The organism is Candidatus Uabimicrobium amorphum (genome assembly GCF_009002475.1).
Taxonomy (GTDB): domain Bacteria; phylum Planctomycetota; class Uabimicrobiia; order Uabimicrobiales; family Uabimicrobiaceae; genus Uabimicrobium; species Uabimicrobium amorphum.
This window is the reverse complement of record NZ_AP019860.1, coordinates 2,507,884-2,530,617: the sequence shown is the minus strand read 5'-3', so window position 1 is coordinate 2,530,617 and position 22,734 is coordinate 2,507,884. Positions and strand designations below refer to the sequence as shown.

General features: G+C 40.5%; 17 protein-coding genes. 9 read left to right on the top strand and 8 right to left on the bottom strand.

From position 1 onward, the window contains the following. Positions 1 to 108: 108 nt before the first annotated feature. The gene (locus UABAM_RS08995) at positions 109 to 927 is read left to right on the top strand and encodes a helix-turn-helix domain-containing protein (RefSeq protein WP_151967668.1); all 819 of its coding nucleotides are present in this window, start codon (positions 109 to 111) and stop codon (positions 925 to 927) included. An 82-nt stretch (positions 928 to 1,009) separates the two neighbouring features. Here UABAM_RS08995 and UABAM_RS08990 read toward each other — a convergent pair whose 3' ends face one another. Next, positions 1,010 to 1,246, bottom strand: coding sequence for a DUF5654 family protein (locus tag UABAM_RS08990; protein ID WP_151967667.1), 237 nt, complete (start codon positions 1,244 to 1,246; stop codon positions 1,010 to 1,012). A gap of 187 nt (positions 1,247 to 1,433) precedes the next feature. After that, the gene (locus UABAM_RS08985; protein WP_151967666.1) at positions 1,434 to 2,651 is read right to left on the bottom strand and encodes an N-acetylmuramoyl-L-alanine amidase; all 1,218 of its coding nucleotides are present in this window, start codon (positions 2,649 to 2,651) and stop codon (positions 1,434 to 1,436) included. Positions 2,652 to 2,750: 99 nt separating this feature from the next. On the opposite strand from UABAM_RS08985, the gene UABAM_RS08980 reads away from it, so the two are divergent. Then, entirely contained in the window at positions 2,751 to 3,764 is a 1,014-nt protein-coding gene (locus UABAM_RS08980; RefSeq protein ID WP_151967665.1) for a phospholipase D-like domain-containing protein, read from the top strand. Between the two features lie 419 nt (positions 3,765 to 4,183). Here UABAM_RS08980 and UABAM_RS08975 read toward each other — a convergent pair whose 3' ends face one another. From UABAM_RS08975 to UABAM_RS08965, 3 genes are all read right to left on the bottom strand, one after another. Then, complete coding sequence (locus tag UABAM_RS08975; RefSeq protein ID WP_151967664.1) at positions 4,184 to 4,963, bottom strand: hypothetical protein; 780 nt, start codon at positions 4,961 to 4,963, stop codon at positions 4,184 to 4,186. 67 nt (positions 4,964 to 5,030) lie between these two features. Beyond that, positions 5,031 to 8,486 (bottom strand): protein kinase domain-containing protein, encoded by a 3,456-nt coding sequence (locus UABAM_RS08970; protein ID WP_151967663.1) that lies wholly within the window; start codon positions 8,484 to 8,486, stop codon positions 5,031 to 5,033. A gap of 11 nt (positions 8,487 to 8,497) precedes the next feature. Beyond that, positions 8,498 to 10,732: a serine/threonine protein kinase gene (locus UABAM_RS08965; protein WP_173013219.1), complete on the bottom strand. Its 2,235-nt coding sequence runs from the start codon at positions 10,730 to 10,732 to the stop codon at positions 8,498 to 8,500. An 899-nt stretch (positions 10,733 to 11,631) separates the two neighbouring features. On the opposite strand from UABAM_RS08965, the gene UABAM_RS08960 reads away from it, so the two are divergent. Next, entirely contained in the window at positions 11,632 to 12,417 is a 786-nt protein-coding gene (locus tag UABAM_RS08960) for a class I SAM-dependent methyltransferase (RefSeq protein ID WP_151967661.1), read from the top strand. Between the two features lie 32 nt (positions 12,418 to 12,449). Here the strand turns inward: UABAM_RS08960 and UABAM_RS08955 are convergent, their stop codons facing one another. The 3 genes from UABAM_RS08955 to UABAM_RS08945 form a co-directional block, all read right to left on the bottom strand. After that, the gene (locus UABAM_RS08955) at positions 12,450 to 14,756 is read right to left on the bottom strand and encodes a glycogen debranching protein (protein WP_151967660.1); all 2,307 of its coding nucleotides are present in this window, start codon (positions 14,754 to 14,756) and stop codon (positions 12,450 to 12,452) included. Positions 14,757 to 14,759: 3 nt separating this feature from the next. After that, positions 14,760 to 15,563: a cysteine peptidase family C39 domain-containing protein gene (locus UABAM_RS08950; RefSeq protein ID WP_151967659.1), complete on the bottom strand. Its 804-nt coding sequence runs from the start codon at positions 15,561 to 15,563 to the stop codon at positions 14,760 to 14,762. 233 nt (positions 15,564 to 15,796) lie between these two features. Then, positions 15,797 to 16,216: a (deoxy)nucleoside triphosphate pyrophosphohydrolase gene (locus UABAM_RS08945; RefSeq protein WP_151967658.1), complete on the bottom strand. Its 420-nt coding sequence runs from the start codon at positions 16,214 to 16,216 to the stop codon at positions 15,797 to 15,799. A 46-nt stretch (positions 16,217 to 16,262) separates the two neighbouring features. On the opposite strand from UABAM_RS08945, the gene UABAM_RS08940 reads away from it, so the two are divergent. The 6 genes from UABAM_RS08940 (at position 16,263) to murB (ending at position 22,717) form a co-directional block, all read left to right on the top strand. Continuing rightward, positions 16,263 to 17,357 carry an FHA domain-containing protein gene (locus tag UABAM_RS08940; RefSeq protein ID WP_151967657.1) on the top strand — a complete coding sequence of 365 codons (1,095 nt, stop codon included), beginning with the start codon at positions 16,263 to 16,265 and terminating at the stop codon, positions 17,355 to 17,357. A gap of 103 nt (positions 17,358 to 17,460) precedes the next feature. Continuing rightward, complete coding sequence (rsmH, locus tag UABAM_RS08935; RefSeq protein WP_315854380.1) at positions 17,461 to 18,378, top strand: 16S rRNA (cytosine(1402)-N(4))-methyltransferase RsmH; 918 nt, start codon at positions 17,461 to 17,463, stop codon at positions 18,376 to 18,378. Beyond that, positions 18,378 to 19,385 (top strand): phospho-N-acetylmuramoyl-pentapeptide-transferase, encoded by a 1,008-nt coding sequence (gene mraY, locus UABAM_RS08930; RefSeq protein ID WP_151967655.1) that lies wholly within the window; start codon positions 18,378 to 18,380, stop codon positions 19,383 to 19,385. Before rsmH ends, mraY begins: the two co-directional genes overlap by 1 nt. Continuing rightward, the gene (gene murG, locus UABAM_RS08925; protein WP_173013218.1) at positions 19,370 to 20,458 is read left to right on the top strand and encodes an undecaprenyldiphospho-muramoylpentapeptide beta-N-acetylglucosaminyltransferase; all 1,089 of its coding nucleotides are present in this window, start codon (positions 19,370 to 19,372) and stop codon (positions 20,456 to 20,458) included. Before mraY ends, murG begins: the two co-directional genes overlap by 16 nt. A gap of 1 nt (position 20,459) precedes the next feature. Then, positions 20,460 to 21,812, top strand: coding sequence for a UDP-N-acetylmuramate--L-alanine ligase (gene murC, locus UABAM_RS08920; protein WP_151967653.1), 1,353 nt, complete (start codon positions 20,460 to 20,462; stop codon positions 21,810 to 21,812). Continuing rightward, positions 21,809 to 22,717, top strand: a complete 909-nt coding sequence (gene murB, locus UABAM_RS08915; protein WP_151967652.1) for a UDP-N-acetylmuramate dehydrogenase — start codon at positions 21,809 to 21,811, stop codon at positions 22,715 to 22,717. The genes murC and murB overlap by 4 nt, the downstream gene beginning before the upstream one ends. The last annotated feature ends 17 nt before the right edge of the window (positions 22,718 to 22,734 follow it).

Genomic DNA, 22,734 nt, shown 5'->3' with positions numbered 1-22,734 from the left:
ATAATTTCAATTGTTTGGTATGTTAACAACATTGTACGTGATTGAAAATTCACTATTTTCATAGTAAATGCGTTACTAATGCGTTACTAACTACTTCATAACATTAATATGAAACTTTCAACAAAAATAAAAAAACAAATTGCCAACTATGTGATCGATCATTATTTTTGCAATGCACGTATTGAACGCATTGTTTTAGAATATTTGATTGACAATGCCATTGCCAACGAAGTTGTTACCACAAAACAAATCGTTGAGTACTTGGAAAAGAAAGAATTCGCTACTTCAGACGGGGCGATTCGCGGAACCATTCTGCGCATACGTCATAAGCTTTTGAAATACAGAGAAGAAACGGCGGATCATCCTAATCACCTCATTTTCCCCGAGCCACAACGTCGCAGAGGTTATTTGCTACAGTTTGAAAAAAATCCCAATTACCAAGTATCGCGCAATCAATCTTTTGATCCGTGGTTGATGAAAAACTGGGAAGTATTACGCGAGGGAAATTACCGCGGGTTGTGGAAAGGTCTTAGCCTGCCAGATGGAGGAAGGTGGCCTCTGAAACTATATGTCTGTGTACATTCTATACGCGATGAAGGGACACAACGCGAAAAATTTATGTTTTTAATTAATTCGCCATCGAAAAAAAAGCCGCGGATGGGTATTCTGGAAGGGGAAGTAAAAAATAGTATTTTACATATGCAAGGACATTGGTCGACTCGCTACGAAGACAAAGGAATTATTGATTTTAGCATGAAATCGCAAATGTGGCCCTTTCGGCGAAGCGAAGATGAGGCGATATGTTTTTCTGGAAGATTTTTTCTCTACACTCAGGACAATAGTTTATACCAGGAAGGTCAAGTGGAGTTAAAGTATTGTCCGCTAAATAGTTTGAGTGAAGAAGATATCACTTACCTTTCTCAGTGATTTTGAGACCGCTTCCGATATCGAGCCGTTTCCACAATAGTATTCCATTTGGACGGCTCGCAAACGGATTCGGGTTTGGGGATTATTCTTTGCCTTTTTCTTTTTCTTTCCCCGCAGCGCGTCCTACCCACACTGCTGCAAAAACCGCAATGACCGTGACTATTGTTGCATAAACTACTTGCGCAGATAGTCCTTCCCCGCGATTGGGGTAGTACTGTTCAAACATTTTCTTTATAGCATCATTCCACGCTAAGGCGGCGACTAAACCAAAGGCACTTGTGATAAGAGTTGCCATTTTTTCAATGATTTGTTCTTTCATTTTTTCTCCTTTTGAAGAGCGATTTATAGATATTTCCTGGTATGCGATGCCCTTCGCCGGCTAATCGCCGACTGTGGGGGCATCAAATGCTAGCGAATATCTATACTGAAAAGCACCTTAATCAATCTAGTAAACACAATTTTTTTGTCAAAGTAAAGCACGTTATTTTGATATAGGTTGGTATTTGTTATTTACTCGTGGTGCAATAAGCGACAATGGCTTCAAAGTACGCTTCTGCGACTTGGCGAACACGATGAGATGTTTTTACGCCGGCGATTTCATCGTCTTTTTGCGCCAGTAAGTAGGCCTCCTTGAAGTTATCCTGATACAGAGATTCCCCATAGCAAATCGTACCGTGTACCAAACGCGTCAAAGTCAAGTTTCGCGCATAAACTCCTGAAGCAGAGGTTGGTAAGCAATATTTATGTAAATAGTCGGCTTTATTGGGATCTTCAAGAGGAGGCACGTTAAGTTTTTCGGTGAATTTGTGCACGACTTTTTGCGAAAGTTGCAGCGAACTTTGGAGATCGTTACTCAAAAGTAAACGCAGAAAATGATAACGAGCGACGGGGGTGACCAATTCACCTTGTAAAAAGCTTCCCGGAATAAACGCCATGTTGAAATTATCCTTGCTACCAATATTTTGTCCACGCTCATTGTTTCCTGCACCGACGTTGTAGTGAATGATGATAGTTATGTGCGGACGAAAAGCATTTATTTTTTGTGCGCGTGCTTTCAAGTCCCGTGGATTATAAAATTTGCGAAATATCGACCACAGATGACTGCGTGTTAACCACCAAGTGCGCTCCTTGGCTCGCTCTTCTAAATTATTTATTTTCGCAACGTAGTCTTCTACATCATTGCGAAAATCTTCGCGTAGCCATGTAAAGAAGTCTTTTTGGTACACACTTTGACCTAAATGTTTTTTGGTGAGCATGACATTTGCTCCTTTTTCTTGTAGGAGCTTTTGCAAATGCAGTGCTGTTAAAAGAGCCAGTTGTCCCTCGTGAAAAGTGACGTCTTCTCTGCCTCCCACAGATTTGGGGTCCATCCATATGTAGCGACTCTCTAAGAAACAACATGTCTCGCCACCGATGTGCCCCGGATCAATGGCAATGCGCATGTCTTGTAAATTTTTTGGATTGATTTGTGCTGTTGTTTGCGTTGCAAGTTGTATTTGGTATTCATATTTATCTTGGTTTTTGTCTTCAAGTGAAGCATATATTTTAAGAGAAGTTTTTGTTAGAGAATAATGATCTTTCAACTGCGGGCTTTTTTGAAGAAGCGCAAGATTATCGCGAATGTGTTGATACGTGATTTTGTTTTGATAAATGTCAAAGTCTTTATAATCCTGTGCAAATAGTAGGGGAAGAACGCAACACAAGTATAATATATTTTTAAACACCGATTTCTCCTTTGAGTTAGAGCTTTATACTTAAAAGTTGTCGCAAAGCATGTTATCATAAAAGTATATTTATAGACTATATAATTCAGGAAGATCAAAATGAAAAAATACCTACTATTACTATTTGTTTGCGTTTCGTGTATACATGCACAACAGTTAGAGGCTGTGTGCAACGAAGAGTACCCTAAGGCACTAAAAAAAATCTTAAAAAAGGCATCGAAAAGTATTTCCATTATTAGTTTATCCATGAAAACCAATACGCGTCTTGGTCGAGAAATTATTTCTATTCTCGAAAGAGCTAACAAGCGCCGTATAAAGGTACGTGTTTTGTTGGAAGGGGATTATAAATCTTTGGGCAAACAAAATGAGGAAACGTTGGCGTATCTAAAAGAAAGAAACATCGATGCGAAACTGGATGGTGAAAAATATATTACCCATGCCAAGTTGATCGTGGTGGATTCCCTACACGTACTCGTTGGTTCTACAAATCTTACCTACGCTTCGATGATATATAACAATGAATCGAACATACTCATTGAATCGCGCGATGCCGGAAAGTTTTACCAAAAGTATTTTGATGCGTTGTGGAAAAATGACAACAAAGAGTACTCCTTTAAGGGCTACAGTAGAGATAAACGTTCGATTTATTTTACCGATGACAATTATATTGATTTTGCCGGAAAAGTGATTGATGGAGCGCGTAGGGAAATATGTATCATGATGTACATGATAAAAAGACTACCATGGAAAAAGCAACACCCTGTTGAAAAGCTACTACAAAAATTAATTAAGGCACGTAAACGCGGTGTTCGTGTACGCATTGTCGCCGAAAGAACCCCCAGGGATGCCTTTAATTCGCATGTAACGAAGTTTAATAAGGAAACCGCAGAGTATTTACGCGAGTATGGTATAAAAACGGTTTTTGATGATTTGGAAACAACGACACATAGTAAAATTGTTTGGGCTGATGGAAAACAAGTGGTGATTGGTTCATATAACTGGTATAGCCAAGAAAAGACGAGTAATCATCAAACAGGGATTGTCACCGGAAATCGCAAAGTGGTGCAGCAGTTTAAAAAATATTTTGATGAGATTTACAATAAGTATAAATAGTTTGGAGGTTGGGGTTAGGGTTAGGGTTAGGGATTCTTTCTTCGTATTGGTGCCCTCACCATCGAATTTATGGGGATTTACGATTGGGATTCTTTCTTCGTATTGGTGCCCTCACCATCGAATTTAAGGTTTTAGCTTCGCTAAAAACCTCAATTCTCATGCCTCTCCCACAGGGAGAGGCGTAACACGTCTGAATTTGTTTCCATTCGTTTTCTTTGATGCCATTACAGGTATAAAGCTAATGAAACAGTTTGTTACATCACTACTATTGTTTCGCAACTCAAGCGAATTTTGTTTTTAACAAAAGAGAAGCATTATACCTCTCCCTGTGGGAGAGGTGTGAGAATAGCAGCTTGCAGCGCAGCTGTAACTGCTAATTCGATGGTGAGGGCACCAATCCGGAGAAAGAAACAATTCGCTTAATTGCTACCTTCTTCCTTAGCATCCGCCTCAGCTTTTTTGTCTTCCTCTTTTACGTCAGACTCAGCCTTCTTGTCTTCCTCTTTAGCGTCCGCCTCAGCTTTTTTGTCCTCTTCCTTAGCGTCTGCCTCATCTTTTTTATCTTCCTCTTTAGCGTCAGACTCCGCTTTTTTATCTTCCTCTTTAGCGTCAGACTCCGCTTTTTTATCTTCCTCTTTAGCGTCAGACTCAGCCTTCTTATCTTCCTCTTTAGTGTCAGACTCAGCCTTTTTGTCCTCTTCTTTTTCCTCTTTTTTGGGGTTTAACCCCAGCCTTTCTTTTAGTTGATCGACCGTCGCTTTGGCGTCTGCCGTTTGTTTTTTGTATTTGTCTAGTTTTAGCTCTTGTAGTTTTGTGGAGCACTCTTCCAATATGGCTAAATTTTTCTTGAGTCTTTTATGCTGCCAAGCGGGAATTTTTTTTGCTTTTAGAATACGCTTTGTGGCATCGAGAGGTCCACGCATTTTTTTTAACAGTGCTTCTGCGGTGTGTACCTTTTCGACTTGTAGATATTGTTTCTGCAATTCTTTTACTTGTGGGTGATCAGGAGCTTCTTTGACTAGTTGGTCTAAGTGTTTTTTTATTCTCTTTAAAATGAATGAATTTGATGTATTTTTTTGCGCGCGAGTGAGTAGTTGATTGGCTTTTTTTAATTTATCTTGTTGTGAGAAAGTGAGTTCTTCTGCGTTTAAACTAAAGCTCAACATCATTGCTAGTAGGATAAAAAAAGTTTTTTTCATAAAATTACTCCATCTTGTATGTTCTGAAATATTGGGGCAGTTTATATTGTTAACATCTTGCATCAATTTACATAAACATTCTAGTTAATTTTTTTTGTAAATGAAAAGAGCGATGTAGGCTTGTTTTCTCGGATGCCTGTAGTCGTTTGTCGTCATCAAATACTATGTTGTGTTTTTTTACAATTTGTGCAACGCATTTGGTTAGGCGTATTTCCCATTCCAAAAGTAATAGAGGATCACAATCTTCATTGCGACGTTTGATCTCAGCGGTAAGGTCTTGTAAACTCCACTTTTGTGGGTTAAAAAATACTTCGGCTTTGCATAGCGCCCATATCATTTTACGTAGCGTTGTGCGTGAAGCGTTGATAACCTCGTCGATATTTTGTGGGGTGTCGGTTTGTCGTTGATAAAAACTTTGCTCCTGATAAAGCAGTAGGTAGTTGTGATGTGCAGTAATATCGTGTTTGTCTTGGAGTTTTAGCATTAACTGGTCGTAGTTGTGTAGCAGCAACACGTAAAGTTTGTTGATTTCATTTCGTGAATAGTTCATGGCAAATGCCAAGATAAAGAAATCTTTTATGGGGGCGAAAATCGAAATTGGATTGGGGATAAAACTCAGCATAGCGTCCTTTATGGTACTTTTCGTGGTGTTTGATATTTCTTTTTCGGTGATAAAATCTAAATCGCGGCGCATTTGATCTAAATGATGACGTGTTTCTAGAACAAGCTTTAGGACAATGTCTCGTTTGTAATCTTCTTGTAAGAGGGCAATTTGTTTTGTGGTGGCATTGGAATTATAAGTTAGTCGATACAGCAAACAACGCGCTTTTGTGTAATCTTGCCAAAGTTCGGAATGTAATATATTTGGGTCACGTCTTCTCATCGCTCTTTTTATAGTGTGCGCCATTTTCCAAGCGCGAAAAATTCCTTGTACATAGCTGCTTACGGTGTCAATAAACATATCTATGGCATTGGCAAAAAGAACAAAATATAGTCCGAGTGTGGCTTGCATTGTTTGGAGCAGTAAACGGCTATGTGCGACGAGCCTTTCTACCGGACCGGGAATGCCAGCATCGTCATTTAGCCATTTTTCCCAATTTTTGTCCACTTGCGCAATTTGTGGCGGCTCAGGTTTGCGGGTAACAACTACTTTTTCTTTGGCGTCTTTGAATTTTTTCTTACCGCTTTCGACTTTCGATATTTTCTCTACAGGTTTTTCTTCCGCGGTTTTTTCTAGGGTGACTTTTTTGCGTTTTATTTCAGGTTGTGGTTGCGCTGTTTTGGGAACTTCTTTTTCTTCTTCTTCCGAAAGGAACCCCAAGGTTACATCTGTTGATGTAATCTCTCGTTGTGCCGCTTCGTCGTCATAGACGGTTTCTTGTGGCTCTATGCTGTAGTCAGCCGCTTCGGCCTCTTCGAATTCTATCGCCTCTTCGAATTCTATCGCCTCTTCGAACTCTATCACCTCTTCCTCTGCGTACACCTCTTGCTCTACCTCGTCCAAATCGGCAGACGTGACGATTTCATACATATCTTGGAGTTGTGACGTGTCTATTGTATAGTATTTCTCAATAGCTAATTTCATCGCTTGTGGGTTTGTGAGTACAGTATCGACTTCGCAACCAAGTAAAAATCTTAAATCTTCGATTGTGAACAGGTCTAGAGGGTCTGTGATGGCTACGACGAGAGAGCGTGCGGTTTTTGTTACGGGACAAATATTTCTTTCTACTACGACGTTTCGTGGAACACACTCAATTACCTCCATGGGAATGTCTTCTTGTGAAATATCGATAAAAGGCAAGGAGAACTGCTGCGCAAGAGCTTTGTATAGTTCTGTTTCTGAGAGAAACCCCAGTGTAATTAGTGCTTCTCCAAGCTTTTTGTCATACTTCCCATCCTCTTGCTGTAAAAGCGCAATTCGCAATTGTTGCTCGGTGATGAGGTGTAAGTCGATGAGTATACGACCAAGTTTTTTACGGGGACGGTTTTCTTCGGGAAGATCATCGATACTCTGTTGTGTTTGCGATGGCCGTTCTTCATGTGTAGGTTGTGATTTTTGGTGTTGTTGTAACTCTTCGCCTTGTTTTGGTGGATCATCGTTGGATGGGCTTTGTGGTGTTTGCAAATTGCTATTTGAATCATCGCTCATTTGTACTTCTTGTTGTTGATCTTGGTTTTCGTTTGTGTGGGTAGCCGGTGTTGGGCTTCGTTCTTCTTTCGCTTTATTTTTTTTCAGTTCTTCTACGAAAGACTTTTCTTGTTGCGCCACGTATTCTAATGCTTCTTGTCTTTTTCGTAACTTACTTTGCGTCTTCTCTATCTTCCTAATCTTAAAAGAGTCTAGCGCAAAGTCACAGTTCGCAAAAATGTCATGATCGTCACCGCCAGATGGATTTTCAAAAAAATGTGGATCTTGTAGAATACTTTTTTCAATAAAATCTTCGATTTTGCGATTTGTTGTCGGGACACTAGAATTCATGAGCAGAGTTTTTATTTTTTGGACGCCGCGTCTCAATTTCGAAGTCTCGTTTGTATTGTTCACCGTCAGTTTACCATGGAGAAATAGCAATTCATCTACATGGTCACTTGTTGCGTTTTGTTTGATCAATTTTATTAAATATTTTTGGGTTTGTAATAAGTTTTTCGTACTCTGACGTGCAACGGCCAATACTTTTATGGGCGCACTTGGACTTGTTGTTATTTCTGCGACTAGTTTTTTGGGCTTTAAGACGTTTTTATTGGAAACGGTTGTACTATAAATGAGCTTTTTACTTTGGGGGCTAAGTATACAATCCAAGTCGGCAAGAACATCTTCAGCATTTTGATAACGTTGCTCTTTGTCTGCGTTTAGCATTTTCATAACAATTTTTTGTAGTTCGTCGTCAATGTGCGGCGAATGTTGTTTGATATCGGTTGCTTGTGTGTCGAGGAGTCGATTGAGATAAGCAAGTCCTTCGCCTTTTCCCAATGGATAATGCTTCGTTAACAAATAGTAAAAGAGGACTCCTGTAGAATAAATATCTGCTCTTGGATCGAGCTTTTCTCCCGCGTAAAGTTCGGGAGACCAAAAATAATAGCTTTCTTCTTCGGAGATTGTATAGGTTCCCTTGTTTTTATGAGAAAAGCTATCTAGCTCAAAGCCACTTTTACCTGTGACTAAGTTTAGGCCAAAAGCACTCATTTTGACTTGACCACTGTTTTGCAAAAATATTTTTTTGGGATGGATGGCGTGATTGAGAGCTCCTATTTTGTGACTGATGGATAGACCTTGTAGTACCTGATAGATAATCGCTATGGTCCAAGCTTGCGAAAACATTCCCTTTTTCTCTAGCCACGTGTGAATAGAGTCATCGTCGATGGTCTCTAACACCATGTAATAGTTTTCACAATCTTGCTCTATGGAGTAAACTTTTTGAAAACTGCGCGGCGCAAGTTGTAGCAAACTTTGAGCAGCATTGAGTAAGTTTTGGCTTTGATGGCTGTTGTTTTTCGGAACTTTGGTTACGTGTAATGATTTTGTCATATCGGGCTCCGCTATTTTCCATATTGTTTTTGCAAGTATTTTTCTACTCTCTTGTTTGCTTTGTAGTATTTTTGTATTCTTGTGCGTACTTCTTCAAAGTTGGCTTGTTGCTGGGCGAGCATTTTGCCTTCGATCGTTCGGTAAAAGACTAAATTGGCACGATCGTACCAAAATATGTTGAATTGTAACCAACGTTGATATGATTTTACCAATTGTGGGGTGTTAATCCACTGATGTGGATTTGCGGCGATCACTGTCCACTGCTTCCACATTTGTTCGTTGGGAATCCACGCAGCATCTGACATGCGCCATGGATGTCCTTTTTGGGGATATTCTTGCCCAAGAAATCTTTTGCTATAAGAGAAGTAGTTCTTTATTTTCCCTTGTAAATTGATTGCCAAATTTGTAGACCTCATTGTAAGAGGAGCAAACGCCGCTGCTTGTACGATGTGATTATCTCTTTTTGAAAAATGCTGTTGAACGTATGCGACAAGCGATGCCGCGAACAGGTAGTCATCGACATGTGGCTTTTCTTGAAAAAGATTTTCGATATCACGAATGTTGTGTAGGGGATATTCTGGGTGTAAGAATTTTACAAAAAATATCCATGTTCCGCGCCATCGGGTATTTTTGGGCTGTTTTGTAAACCACTCATAGCTTAAGTTACTGGTATTTATCCATAACTTTTTTGCTTGTGTTTGTTTGTGTGCTAATACGTTTTGGGCAAGATATTGTATCGGTAACGTTGTAGATACTTTTTTTACAAAATGATAGGCGTTGGGAGTATGTTTTTTGAGATGTACGTTTTTGAATAAGTAGTTGTATATTTGTTTATACTTTTTGGTGGTGAGCGGTACCTGCGGAATGTAGTTTTCTACTTGGCGTAAAACGATTTCTTTTTCACAACTAATGCTAAATTTGGCAATACTAACTTTCGCATCATAGCTAAATGGTTTTTTACTCCACACCTCATCGAGTTTTTTATGGAGCGAAATGCACAAATCAAGGGAAAGCGCTTTGCCTTTCCACAGCGGAAGTAATTCGTTGATAACTTCCTGTAAACGCAAAGGGTTTGCTGTCGCTTGTGCCGCGTGTTTTCCAATAAAGGAACACAAAAAAACAATGTCTTTTTGGTAATTCTTAGCCGAGAAATTGGCATCGAGTTGCTGCTGTACATTGATAAATTGCAAAACTTTCTTTAGTGTTGTAATTGCGGCGTACCACTCGTTGAACGTCACTTTTTTATAGTCGCGTATCACATCGACCATTTTTGCATAGGGCCCTTTTTTTGTTGGGGGGAGTTGTGTCGTTGTATCTCTGGGATAACAAAGGTAAATTGTCGTAGCGAGAAAAACAACTGCAACAAGTGATAAGATTACTGGACGAAAATAACTACGATTTAGGGCAAGTACTCTTTCACCACGTGAAAATCTTTGCAAATCATCGGCAAGATCCTGCGCAGACAGGTAGCGATTTTCTTTTTTTTTGGCCATTGCTTTGAGGCAAATAGCCTCTAAAGATTTTGGTACACGCGAATTAATTTTTGACGGAACTACCGGATCTTTTTCAATGACTTTTAGGAGAACCTCAATGGCAGATTTCCCAAAAAAAGGTACGCGGTCGGTGAGCATTTCATAAAGAATAATGCCGAGTGAGTACACATCGCTACTACAGTTAATCGCTTTGGTATCTCCGTGTGCTTGTTCTGGCGACATATAGTACGGCGTACCAATAATAGACCCTGACTGCGTTAGCCTTTTACTTTTGACATTGGTAATTTTTGCCAGACCAAAGTCCATGACATACGGTGTTCCTTCACCATTAAGCATAATATTCGACGGTTTTAAATCGCGGTGAATAACTCCATTGTTGTGGGCAAAGTGTACTGCACGAGCGATGGTTTCGAGTAGAAGGACTTTTTTACGCAAACTGTACTTTTTTGTCTTTATTGCTTTGAGTAGGCTGTGTCCTTCGATGTAGTCCATCGTAAAAAAATACACGTTATTTTCTTGTCCCAAATCATATACACGTACAATATTAGGATGCAATAATCGCGCACTGGCTTGTGCCTCTTTTAGGAATCTTTCAATATGAGTGTTGTTACCGTCATTATTACTGAGCAAGATCTTTAATGCAACGAATCGTTGCAAGTGTGGGTCCCAGGCTTTGAAAACTTGTCCCATACCACCTTGACCAATTTTAGCGACAACACTGTATTTTCCAAATTGTTTGTGTGTAGCACTCATCGTAATATACATCCCACAGGCAGAGGTCAAATACTTTTATCTTAATGCGCATAGAATAAAACAATAAAAGTAAATGAAGACGTGTTACGCCTCTCCCTGTGGGAGAGGCATGAGACTTGTTGCTTTCAGCGAAGCTGAAATCTACAAGGCGATGGTGAGGGCACCAATCTAAAATACGAACACACTTTTATTGTAGCGAATCTAGGCACAACTTGCTAATAAAGAACTGTGATAAGTTGTTTTTTTCATAATGATTACTCTGTGATGTTTGTTTTTGAAAGCTTTTTGTTGGTTGACACGTTCTTGTGTTCTGTAAAATAAGCGTTTGAGATTTTGAGATTTCTGAAAACCTTTTATTTTAAGGCTTTGGCGTTTTGGGTGATTGGGCAGAGTTTTTCCGGTAATATATAAACATAATAATTAATTAACGACATCAACCACTTACAAGGAGATAAGAATGAAAGCTATCAAATCATGTTTGATCAAATTATTTGTTTGTTTATTTGTTTTAACTTATTGTTTGTATACTTCTAACTGTGAAGTAAGTTTTGATACAGTTGCTTTATCTATTTTATCTTGCCGTTATTTTGCTATTTTGTGCATTGAGTTTTTATATATAAATCTAGATTCAGAAGTTCTACCAGTGTAATACCTCTTTACTAAATTTTTATAGTCTCAATGTAAGAAATGCTATAATCCATATGGATTATAAGCATAATCTTACTGTGATTATCCCTCTCTTTAAAGCCCCCTAAACCCCACGTACCAAAAACTACAATCCTCCAGCCAAACCACAAAATACCTTCGCGATAATATACTTGTTGTTATTCTACACCAATGATAATATCATTAATATTTACCAAGTTTACTACAATTTATCATTGCAGGTTTGGAAATTTATGGCAAATGACAAAGTTATTATTCGTATATACTCACCTATTCGTAGAAAAAAAATTCGCTTTCGGGGAGACCGCGGGTTTGCACAATTTTTAAAGCAAAAAGTGGAGCCTCTATTTTTGCAGTCGCCGGTTGCGTCTGTTTTGCATCAAGTTGTGGAGGACACTTCAATTCGCGATGGTATGATTGCGGAGTTTGGAGTATTTTCGGGGCGAAGTATCAATATGATTGCGGCACATTATACCGAGCATACAGTGTGGGGATTTGATAGCTTTGAGGGATTTGAGCGTGATTGGTGTCCCACAAGCTTTGCGGTTAAGGTAGATAAAAAAACATTCGATCGCCACAATACTTTGCCACAAGTCCACGATAATGTACGTCTTATCAAAGGCTTTTTCCAGCAGTCACTACCTCCTTTTTTACAGCAACACCACGATACATTTTCTTTTCTCCATATCGATTGCGACACATATGAAGCGACAAAAACAATTTTTGAGCTTTGCAAAGAACGAATTGTGCCAGGTACGGTGATCGTGTTTGATGAATTTTTTGAGTATGCTCACGAAGCACAGGCATTTTATGAATATTTGCAAGAATCTGGACGTTCATTTTCGTGGTTGTGTTATGGGGGAGATACAGGGCTCCTTTTTGATAAGGAAGCCACAAAGTTGATGGAGAGAAATTTTTCCTTACCACTACTCATCGGCTGGAGGCTAATGCATGCGTTTTTACCGTTTTTTTATAAACACAAGTATGTATCAAGTGCCGCGGCGGTGGTGATTGAGTAGTGGTAGGACATTTGTCCTACCACGAAAAAGCTTTACTTCAACTGTAAAACAGTAATCGACCATGGTTTTACAGAATACTTTCCTTTAATAATCGCTTCGCCTTGTGGCCAAATATTATCGTGCGCCTCTGCCCAGTGAGCGGTGTCGATTACACGACGCCAATTTCGCGCACTGATTGCCGGAATGGTGAAAGACACATTTTCACGCCACATATTGACGAGCAAGATAAAATGAGTTCCGTTTTTCCCATCGATATGAATGCGCATTGCGCGATCGTAACCTTGCAAAGCACCACCATCTGCTTTGGTAAAGTGGTAGGGAACGCTGTAGTTATCTTGGCGTAAGATGTCATGCCTCTTACGTAGATCAATAATTTTTTTGGTGAAAATGAACGCGTTGTTGAGATCGTCGTTTTTGCTATCGCGTCCGAAATTGTCGGTGTAATTTATGTTGGGTTGGATATGTGGAGTGTCGCTATTGATCATATTGTAGTTATTCCATGTGGCGATGGAATCGATATTGTACGGATTATTGTTGCCGTTTTGTGTGCGGGCGAACTCATCTCCCCAAACCGACATCGGAACACCACGCGAAAACATTTGAATCGTCCATAGATTGCGCAATTGTTGACGACGAAGTTGTTTATCACCACCACAATCCCAAGCATCATTGCTATTGTTTCCGCCATCCGATGGACCAAAAGGCCATGCATTGTTATTATTTTTTTGGTTGTATGACACCAAATCCATTAAGGTAAATCCGTCGTGGGCGATAATGAAATTGACGCTTTTGTGTGGACCACCTTGGTCCATATACAGTGAGTAACTTCCGTTGACAAAGTTGGCAAAACCAGTTCCGGCACCATCTCCCTTGACAAAACGACGTACGGCGTCGCGGTACTGACCATTCCACTCGCCCCAACCATGTGGAAACTGGCCCACTTGATAGCCTCCTGGCCACGCAACATCCCAAGCTTCAGCAATCATTTTTGCTTTTGTCTGTTGTTGCAATTTTACGATATCTTTTAATAGTTGTGCGTCGCGGTTGAAGTCAAAGTTTGGTAAAATGTCGCGACCTAGTACTGTGGCAAGGTCAAAGCGAAAACCATCCACTCCCATTTCTTCCGTCCAATAACGCAGCGAATCGAGAATCATTTTTTTGACCACGGGTTTTGCACAATTCAGATTGTTTCCACATCCCGTAGAATCCCAATATTTATTGGGTACGCCAGAAGGAATCGCATAGTATTCCGCGTTGTCAATGCCGCGAAAGAACAATATATCGGCGGTGTCACCACTCGCATCCCATGTTCCTCCTTCACCGGAATGGTTATAAACCACGTCGAGATAAACCTCAATACCTTCGCGGTGAAAAGCAGCGACCATTTCTTTGAATTCTCTTGTCGGTCCTCCGGGAGATTTATCGTAGGCATAACGACGGTCAGGAGCGAAGTACCCATAAGTCGCATATCCCCAGTAATTGCCTCCTGGGTTATTGTCTGGATTACCATCGTTGTCGGTTTCATGAACCGGTAGAAGTTCTATGGTATTAAATCCCAGAGCTTTGAGATATTTGGCAAAGTAACCAGCGCCTTTGTATGTTCCCAAATATTTTTGTGGAACATTTACCACGTTTTCAAAACCGTGAATGCCGGAAACAATATCGCGCAAACGCATCGCTGATTTGTGTTTGGTGATACCGCGTACATGCGCTTCATAAATAATCGCATCTTTTTGTGGAATATTTGGTTTGTTGTCGGAAACTTTAACATTTTTGAACAATATGCTCTTTGGAGCCCATTTTCCGGTGTCGATATTGCGGCGTGGTTGACCTTTAAAATTTCCGTCTCCCGAAGCAAATATTTCCGTTTTGACCTTTGCCCCGGATTTGTCGTGAGAAAGTTCGCGTGCGTAGGGATCGAAAACAACTTTGTTGGGGTTGAAGCGGTGGGCATTGTCGTCTACATCGCAAACGAATCCCGCAGCGCTATTGCCTCTTTGCCAAGTGTTATCGTATTTCCAGTTAGGGCCCCACAAACGAAATCCATAGTAAACAACATTATCAACATTGCGTAGCTTGATCTGCCACACGTTATCGTGTTTTTCCATCCAGTAATCGTATTTGGCCTCTTTTCCCAAAGGGCTGTCGTAAATTTCCAAAAGAACACGGGTGGCGTTTTTGGCATACAGGGCAAACGTAGCATCGTTGCCCACAAAGTGACTACCTGGAGAAGCGTTTTTTACGCTGGTAGGAGAATATGAACCTGAGTTAGGGTGTGTATTACCTATATCGGCACAAACCCACGTGATTATCAATACATATATAAAAAACAGTCTCATTGTTTACTCTTTCTCATCAATAACGATACAGCGTTGTAGCCAAATATTCTTGTAATCCGCTCGTTGGCGTTTCACGACACCACAAAGCGGGTCGGCTATTGTCAGTTGTTTTCCATCTATAGTTTTGATCATGATCCAGTGCGCAATCATACCATTTAAACGAATCACTCCTAGAAATGGCTGCGGCTGTTGCTCTATTTTGCGAAATTCGATCGCTTTCATTTTGAACCGAAGTGGCGAATTGTTGCGCTTCGCGAGAGAGTTCATCACACTGCATAACACAAACTCGTTCGTTCCCGTTAACGGAGATACTCCACACATACGTGCTACCTCACTCTCCGAGGCGGAAATGCCGTGATGCAACAATAATGTCACCGCCGCCGCCGGACCGCAAGTGTGCCCAGTAGATTGCATGCAACATCCATCTTTGGTAATTCTTCCCTTTAAGCTTTGGTAATCAAAGGTAACGACATTTATCTGAATGTACAAATAAGCCACCACACAAAAACCGGCAATCGCAGAGTACAATACACGCCGCGATGGATGTTGACGATACTGCGCGGCAATTCCCATCAAAAAAAGCAAAGGCAGCAACGGTAGAAAAAATCGCAAGCGGCCGTAAAAATAAAATGGAAATAGTAAATAATCCGCCGTAGGAAATTTTGACAGTAAATATAGAACTAGTATGAACAACATCGGCGGAATTGTCCACAAAATTTTCCGCTTTTTACCTCCGCAAATCCAACCAGCGTAAAAACACAGGAGGAATAGCAGCGGTGCACAAATAAAAATAACCATATTTTCCATATTATCGATCCTAATTTTGCATACGAAATATTCGCAAATCCGATCCCGACCCCGATCCCGACCCCGATCCCGACCCCGAAATTTTATATAATGAAATATCAAAAATCGACGAATTGTTTGTATTTATCGAACTTCGCATTTGCAGGTAGAGAAAGACAGGATCGGGAACGGGATCAGGATCGGGATCGTAAAAAGCCGTCTCCACATACCATTAAAATAACTCTACTTCCGTTTTAATAAGTGAATTCGATATCATGTCTTTGAACATCCATCAATTTTTCAACAACGGGAATGTCTGCGGGGGCCCATGAGACCGTTTGCAAATCTTCTTTTCTTAACCATTGATATGCGATATGCTCATTCAAACAAAGCTGAGGAGATTTTGTTGTGCATAGATAGCTGTCCATGGTAATGGCAAAATCGGGATATTCATAGTAGACCGATGCAAATAATTCACCGACTTGTATATCCATTTGCAGTTCTTCATGAATCTCACGGCGCAAAGCGACCGTGTTGCTTTCTCCGGGTTCTACTTTTCCTCCGGGAAATTCGTATTTGAAGGCAACATATGGATACTTATTCTCCCCACGTTGTACGCATAGATACTTATTTTTGTGGCAAATAATGGCGGCGACGACATGGTGTTGTTTCATAAGATAACTCCGTTTGTGATTGCTAACTTGCGTCAATGATGTGCTTATGATAACATCGTGTGCAGAAATTTGCAAATTAGATGGAAACTTAAAGGAACAGAATTCGATGGTGGTTAAAAAATACGTTAGTAGTAGTAAACAGCTGGAGCAACGTGCTCCTGATTATGCGCATGAGGTGTTGTCTATTATTCCCATTATCAAAGATATTTTTGCGGCTTTTCATCACCAGGAATGTCTGTATGCCATTATTGCGAACCTTGATGAAGAAGAGGTGGCTGCTGACTTGGTGGTGGTCACACGTCGTGGAATTGGGGTGGTGGAACTCAAGGGAAATTACGGTTTAGTGCACTACAATGAAAAGCGTGGCCATTGGCATGCGGGAAAAGTGGTTGTTAAGGGGGGGAGCAATAACAAATATGGCAATCCGCATAAGCAGGTGCAAATGTATGCAAATAGAATCCGTACATTACTGCAAGAGGCGGAGGCGGCCTCTTTTCCGTGGGACAAATTCCGCTTCAATACCGCGGTGTGTTTTACGCACAAGAAAGCAAAGTTTGGCAAATTTCGCGATTGGTATATGCAAAAGCAGGAGTTTTGCGAAGAGTGGGAGCAATTTAATATTCTTTCTCCACAAGAAATTCCCGACTGGGTTGCGTCACTACGCTTTGAACACAAGAGAAATTTTGCGGAAGATTACGAACCGTATTCGCTATCCAATGAACAGATTGAGCACATCGTAACGCAGTTGTTTCGCACCGTAGAATGGTCGGAAATCGATCAACTTATGCCCGATGGAAATCCTTACGGATATTTGACAATTGCCAACAGAGGTACGGTGGGCAATCACAGTTTAAAATTTGATTGCGAAATTATCGGGCGCAGTGCTAAGAAGAGTAATTTTATTATTCCGGCATCTTTTGAAAAAGTAAGCGGCAAACACTTGGAGATTACGCGAACGGTTGCCGGAGTGTTTATCAAAGATGCGGGCAGTAAAAACGGAACGTATATGGATGGTGAAAAAATACATGAGAAAATTTTACTCAAAGACCAACAGAAGATCTACCTTGGTGGTAAAGATGAGAGGGAAGCGTGCATCCTAAAGTTTTCCTTAACACCACCAGATGCTTCACAGACAATTTGAAGTACGAGGTGGATTATGTTCCGAAATTTTGAGCACGCCGTGCGAAACTATTTTTTATTGTTTTCCCTATAAAAAATAGTAGACTAATAATTTTGTACATAGGATTTTATATGTTTGTATTTTTGTATGGGGATTTGTCATTAGTATTCACCAATCAGTTTTGATGGATGAGGTACTCTCTTTCTTGAACCTCAAAAAAGGTGGTATATATGTAGACCTTACGTTAGGGGCTGCGGGCCATAGTTGTGCGATTTTAGATCACCTACAGGGAGACGCTCACCTTGTAGGCGTGGATCGCGACGCAGGTATCTTAGAATTTGCCAAGCAGAAACTAGAAAAGTATGGCGGGAAATTTACTTTGTGTCATGGAGCATTTGTCGATATTTGCAAAATTTTAGAAGAGCACAACATTGGTAAAGTCGATGGAGTTTTGATGGATATTGGAGTTTCTTCGTGGCAATTAGATCAGGGACAAAGAGGTTTTAGCTTTCGCAAAGAGGGACCTCTTGATATGCGTATGGACAGATCGCAATCTTTGACAGCGGAAAAAATTGTCAATAGTTATCCCGAAACACAACTCGCCGATGTCATTTATCGCTATGGCGAAGAACACCGGTCGCGGCAAATTGCTCGGGCGATAGTTCATTATCGCGATCGTAAAAAAATATTATCGACACTAGAATTGGCAAATCTTATCCAAAATACCTTGCGCTATCGCGGTAAAATACATCCCGCAACAAAAACATTTCAAGCGCTGCGCATTGAAGTTAACCAGGAATTGCAACAACTACAAACAACATTAGAAAATTTACCCAAGGTTCTCAAAGATAAAGGACGCGCCGTCGTGATCTCTTTTCATTCATTAGAAGATCGCATTGTGAAACACGCCTTTAAGAACAAGGAATTTTGGAATAACTTAACAAAAAAACCCGTTATTGCCTCTCGCGAAGAAACTAGAGAAAATCCGCGTTCGCGTAGTGCTAAATTACGCTGTGCGGAAAAATTAAGTGATGGCGTGTAATGTTGTATTATTTTTCGCACTCGTTAAGTGCCCGAGCACTGTACGCTTTTTTTATCGCTTTTTTTTGTGGGATGGTATTTCTACCGCTTTTTATTCGACTGAGCAAACGCCGTAGACTTGTCGAGAAGATTAAGGTCGAAACGGAGGTGATGAAAAAGCAAGGTGTGGGTAAAAAAAACACGCCGACGATGGGTGGGGTTATCATCGTTTTTAGTTACTTACAAACTATTTTGCTTTGTGGTAATTGGCACAATATTTATTTGCTGATTGCGCTGGTAATCGTGGTTGCTTTTTCTTCTTTGGGAATTAGTGATGATCTCATTAAGACATATACAAAGCGCAAAGGTTTAAAAGCGCGTACGAAACTCGTTGTGTCATTGATTTTTGCGTTGGCGATTTGTTATTTTATGCATCTATTTGTGCAAGATACATCTGGTGCAATTGCATTGTGTCCTGTTCCCATATCAACGGGCATGTGGTTTATTTTGAGTACGATTGTTATTGCTGGTTCGTGTCATGGGGTAAATTTGACAGATGGTATAGATGGACTGGCGGCGGGTTGTTCTCTGATGGTAATCGCTTTTTTTACAGGACTGTTGATTTTGTCTCCGGAAAGTGCAAGCGAGCAGGTCCGCGAAATCATTGTCAGTAATTTCGCGCTATGTGGAGTTTGTTGCGCTTTTTTATGGTTCAATAGCTATCCTGCGCAAGTTTTTATGGGAGATTGCGGAGCATTGATGCTCGGCGCCTATATAGGTTACGTCGCGGTTATTACACAACAGCATCTTCTTCTGGTGATCGCCGGAGGTGTTTTCGTCGTGGAAACCTTGTCATCGATGATACAAATGTTTACCAAAAAGTATTTGGCGCGTAAGGTCTTCATATGTGCACCACTTCACCATCATTTTCTTGCAAAGGGAATAAGCGAACCGCAGCTTGTGGTACGCTTTTGGATTTGCCAAATTTTTTTAATTTTTGCGGCGATTTCACTATGTATACATCTCTAACAAAAACAATTTTATTTGTTGGCGGAGGAAGTGGTGGGCACCTATTTCCTGGAATTGCCGTAGCAGAAAAATTGCGTTTGCATGCAAAAAATTGTAGAATAGTATTTTTTGTAACAACCAAGAGAATTGATGCAAAAATTATACAACAAACACCATATACATGGTATACTTGCCCGACAATTCCTTTTCCAAAGCGTCGTAATTTGACAAACTGTACATCGTTTGCGCAAAAATTTGCGATGGGATTGTGGAAAAGTGAGCATGTGTTGCGTATGACAAGACCAAGTTGCGTTGTGAGTTTAGGTGGATTTGGAGCTTTTGCTGCGGTTATTTTAGCGATACTACACAAAGTTCCTCATGTTCATCTAGAAGGCAACGCCATTGCTGGAAAAGTTGTGCGTTACTTGTGTCCGTGGAGCAATGCTGTTTTTTGTCATTACGAAAACTGTTTTGGGGTTTTACAGGACAAAATCGTCTGGAGTGGTTTACCGATACGCTCTAATATTTTCAAAGAGATGAAGTTGAGTACTACGTTTACCATTTTGGTTATGGGGGGAAGTCAAGGCGCAACGTTTATGGAAGAAAATGTATTGCGCAGTTTACGCCACCTAACAAAAAGTCGTCACAAGATATCTTTTATTCATATTGCGGGAAAAAAATCGCAGCGTAGTGTTGTTGCGCAATACAAAAAATTTGGTTTTCGCGCCAAGGTTTATTCGTTTGTTTCCCATATGAAAGATATTTACCGCGAGACAGATCTGGCGATTAGCCGCGCGGGGGCAAGTACCATTGCCGAAGTGACAGCTTTGGGTATTCCTACTATCTTAGTGCCATTTGCGAAAGCAGCGGATAACCATCAGTATGAAAACTCACTTTATATGGAAAAGAGAAATGCGACAATTGTTATGGAAGAAAAAGAGTTAACTCCCGAGAGCATTGCTCAAAAAATTGTATATTTAACAAATAATAGACAAAAACTTTCGCGCATGTCTTTTGCGGCAAAAAAAATAGCAAAACCTCACGGCGCAACAATAGTTTCCGACTACATTGTAAAAAATTTTTTAGGTTCTTAGTATGAGGCATGTACATTTTATTGGAATAGAAGGTGTCGGTTTAAGCGGAGCAGCGAAAATTCTCCTTGAGTCAAATGTTCATGTTTCTGGTTCTGATTTGCGCCCAGGTAATCTAGCGCGTAAACTGGAAAAAATGGGTTCAATGATCTATTGGGGTCATTCCGATAAAAACTTAATGGACACGGTGGACACTGTTGTGGCCTCTAACGCGATCAACGATAGTAATCCTGAATATTCCGAGGCAAAGAAGCGCAATATACCTATATTGCGTTATCCGGAACTTCTAGGTGTACTCATGGCCGAAAAACCCATTGGAGTCGCTGTAGCGGGCACACATGGCAAGACAACGACCTCCGGACTGATTTCTTATATTTTTAAATACTGCAAACAATTTCCGTCGTTTATTATTGGTGGTTACGTGCACCAACTCAGCGGCAATGCTGGTAAGGGAACAGGATTACATTTTATTACCGAAGCATGCGAATACCAGCGTTCTTTTTTATGCCTGAAGCCTAAAATAGGTGTCATTACTAATATTGAAAAAGATCATCTCGATTACTACAGCAATATAAACGATATACGCAAAGCTTATATTCAGTTTGCTCAAAAAATACCCAAAGACGGTACGCTAATTATTGAGAAAAAAGCATGGAATAAAATCAAAGACGATATCCACTGCCGCGTTTTGACATATGGTCTAGATGAAAAAGCAGATTTTAGTGGTAAGATACGTGACATTACGACGAAATATTCGCATTTTGCGGTGAAAACCCCTGGAGATGTACATTCGTTATTCACACCCCTTTGTGGACGGCACAATATCGAAAATTGCATGGCCGGATTTGCTGTGGCCTACACGGCGAGAATTCCTGTAGGAAATGTGATTAAATCGATCGCGAAATACCGCGGAGTACGCCGAAGATTCGAGATTTTGCAAGAAGACCCATTTGTGATTGTTGATGATTATGCCCACCATCCAACAGAAATCGTATCGGTGCTAGAGGCGGCGCGAGAAAAGTACCAAGGAGCCAAAATATGGTGTATATTCCAACCTCATCAAGCAAGTCGAACCTACTACTTATTGAAAAGTTTTGCTAGCTCTTTTTATGACGCAGATGAAATTGTCATCACCGATATTTTTTACGCACGCGATAGTCAAAAAGATCGTTCGCGTGTTAGTAGCCAACAACTAGTACAAGAGCTGCGTAACAACGGCAAAAGTGCGTGTCATATTTCGCGATTTGATAGTATAAAGAGGTTTTTGATTCCTAAGGTAGCTCCAGGAGACGTCGTTTTGTGTCTCGGAGCGGGTAACATCGACAATCTTGCGCACAATCTCACAGAATTTTCATGAACGAAAAATTAAAAAAGCACATGGGAAGCTGGTCGCAAAATCATGGTATTCCCATCGCTTTTGATGTGGATTTAAGAAAGTTTACATATTTTTATATTGGCGGCAAAGCCCAAGTTTTATTCACTCCAACGAACATCGAGCAAATGCAACAATGCATTGAATTGTGCACAAAATGGCAAATCAAACCAAAAATTCTAGGCAAGGGTAGCAACTTATTGATTGCTACACAACAAATTCCCGTTGTCATTGCGACAAAAAATCTATGTGGTTATAAAATACAAGACAATATTATTATTGCCCACAGCGGGGCTTCTCTTGCAATCGTAGTGCGGAAAGCCGTTTTTGACGGACTGTCTCTCGAAAAGTTAGTGGGAATTCCTGGTACCGTAGGAGGGGCCGTTTATGGAAATGCAGGAACGAAAATAAATAATGAGTTGTACGCTATTGGTGACTTTGTCGAAGAGGTGAAAACAGTTTCTTTGTGCGACGCGAAGATGAAGCGTTGGCAGAGATCAGAGATGGAATTTGCATATCGCAGTAGTGGTTTGTGCGATGAGTTAATTGTTGAAGTGCAAATGAAAATACCGCGCAATGAACGTCAATTTCTGATTGCGTCTTGGAAAGAGTTGGCGCGCAAAAAGTCTGCCACTCAGCCGTACAAGAACAAAAGTGCTGGATGTATTTTTCGCAATCCTCCACAGTTGTCGGCATGGAAATTAATTCATCAGGCGAAATTGGCCGAGTTGAGTGTTGGAGACATCATGGTTTCCCCACAACATGCAAATTTTATCATCAATAAGGGAAATGGCTGCGCGCAAGATGTTTTACAAGTTATTGCAAATATTCAACAAAGAATCTACGAAGAATTTGGCATCCGTCTTGTTTTGGAAATACAAATATGGTAATCTAGATTCAAATGGTA

Excerpts from the sequence above, each read along its gene's own strand:
- UABAM_RS08995 (WP_151967668.1), top strand. The coding sequence starts at position 109 with ATGAAACTTTCAACAAAAATAAAAAAACAAATTGCCAACTATGTGATC.
- UABAM_RS08940 (WP_151967657.1), top strand. The coding sequence starts at position 16,263 with ATGATAACATCGTGTGCAGAAATTTGCAAATTAGATGGAAACTTAAAG.
- UABAM_RS08990 (WP_151967667.1), bottom strand. The coding sequence starts at position 1,246 with ATGAAAGAACAAATCATTGAAAAAATGGCAACTCTTATCACAAGTGCC.
- UABAM_RS08975 (WP_151967664.1), bottom strand. The coding sequence starts at position 4,963 with ATGAAAAAAACTTTTTTTATCCTACTAGCAATGATGTTGAGCTTTAGT.
- UABAM_RS08950 (WP_151967659.1), bottom strand. The coding sequence starts at position 15,563 with ATGGAAAATATGGTTATTTTTATTTGTGCACCGCTGCTATTCCTCCTG.
- murG (WP_173013218.1), top strand. The coding sequence starts at position 19,370 with ATGTATACATCTCTAACAAAAACAATTTTATTTGTTGGCGGAGGAAGT.
- mraY (WP_151967655.1), top strand. The coding sequence starts at position 18,378 with ATGTTGTATTATTTTTCGCACTCGTTAAGTGCCCGAGCACTGTACGCT.
- UABAM_RS08970 (WP_151967663.1), bottom strand. The coding sequence starts at position 8,486 with ATGACAAAATCATTACACGTAACCAAAGTTCCGAAAAACAACAGCCAT.
- murB (WP_151967652.1), top strand. The coding sequence starts at position 21,809 with ATGAACGAAAAATTAAAAAAGCACATGGGAAGCTGGTCGCAAAATCAT.
- UABAM_RS08965 (WP_173013219.1), bottom strand. The coding sequence starts at position 10,732 with ATGAGTGCTACACACAAACAATTTGGAAAATACAGTGTTGTCGCTAAA.
- UABAM_RS08960 (WP_151967661.1), top strand. The coding sequence starts at position 11,632 with ATGGCAAATGACAAAGTTATTATTCGTATATACTCACCTATTCGTAGA.
- murC (WP_151967653.1), top strand. The coding sequence starts at position 20,460 with ATGAGGCATGTACATTTTATTGGAATAGAAGGTGTCGGTTTAAGCGGA.
- UABAM_RS08980 (WP_151967665.1), top strand. The coding sequence starts at position 2,751 with ATGAAAAAATACCTACTATTACTATTTGTTTGCGTTTCGTGTATACAT.
- UABAM_RS08945 (WP_151967658.1), bottom strand. The coding sequence starts at position 16,216 with ATGAAACAACACCATGTCGTCGCCGCCATTATTTGCCACAAAAATAAG.
- UABAM_RS08955 (WP_151967660.1), bottom strand. The coding sequence starts at position 14,756 with ATGAGACTGTTTTTTATATATGTATTGATAATCACGTGGGTTTGTGCC.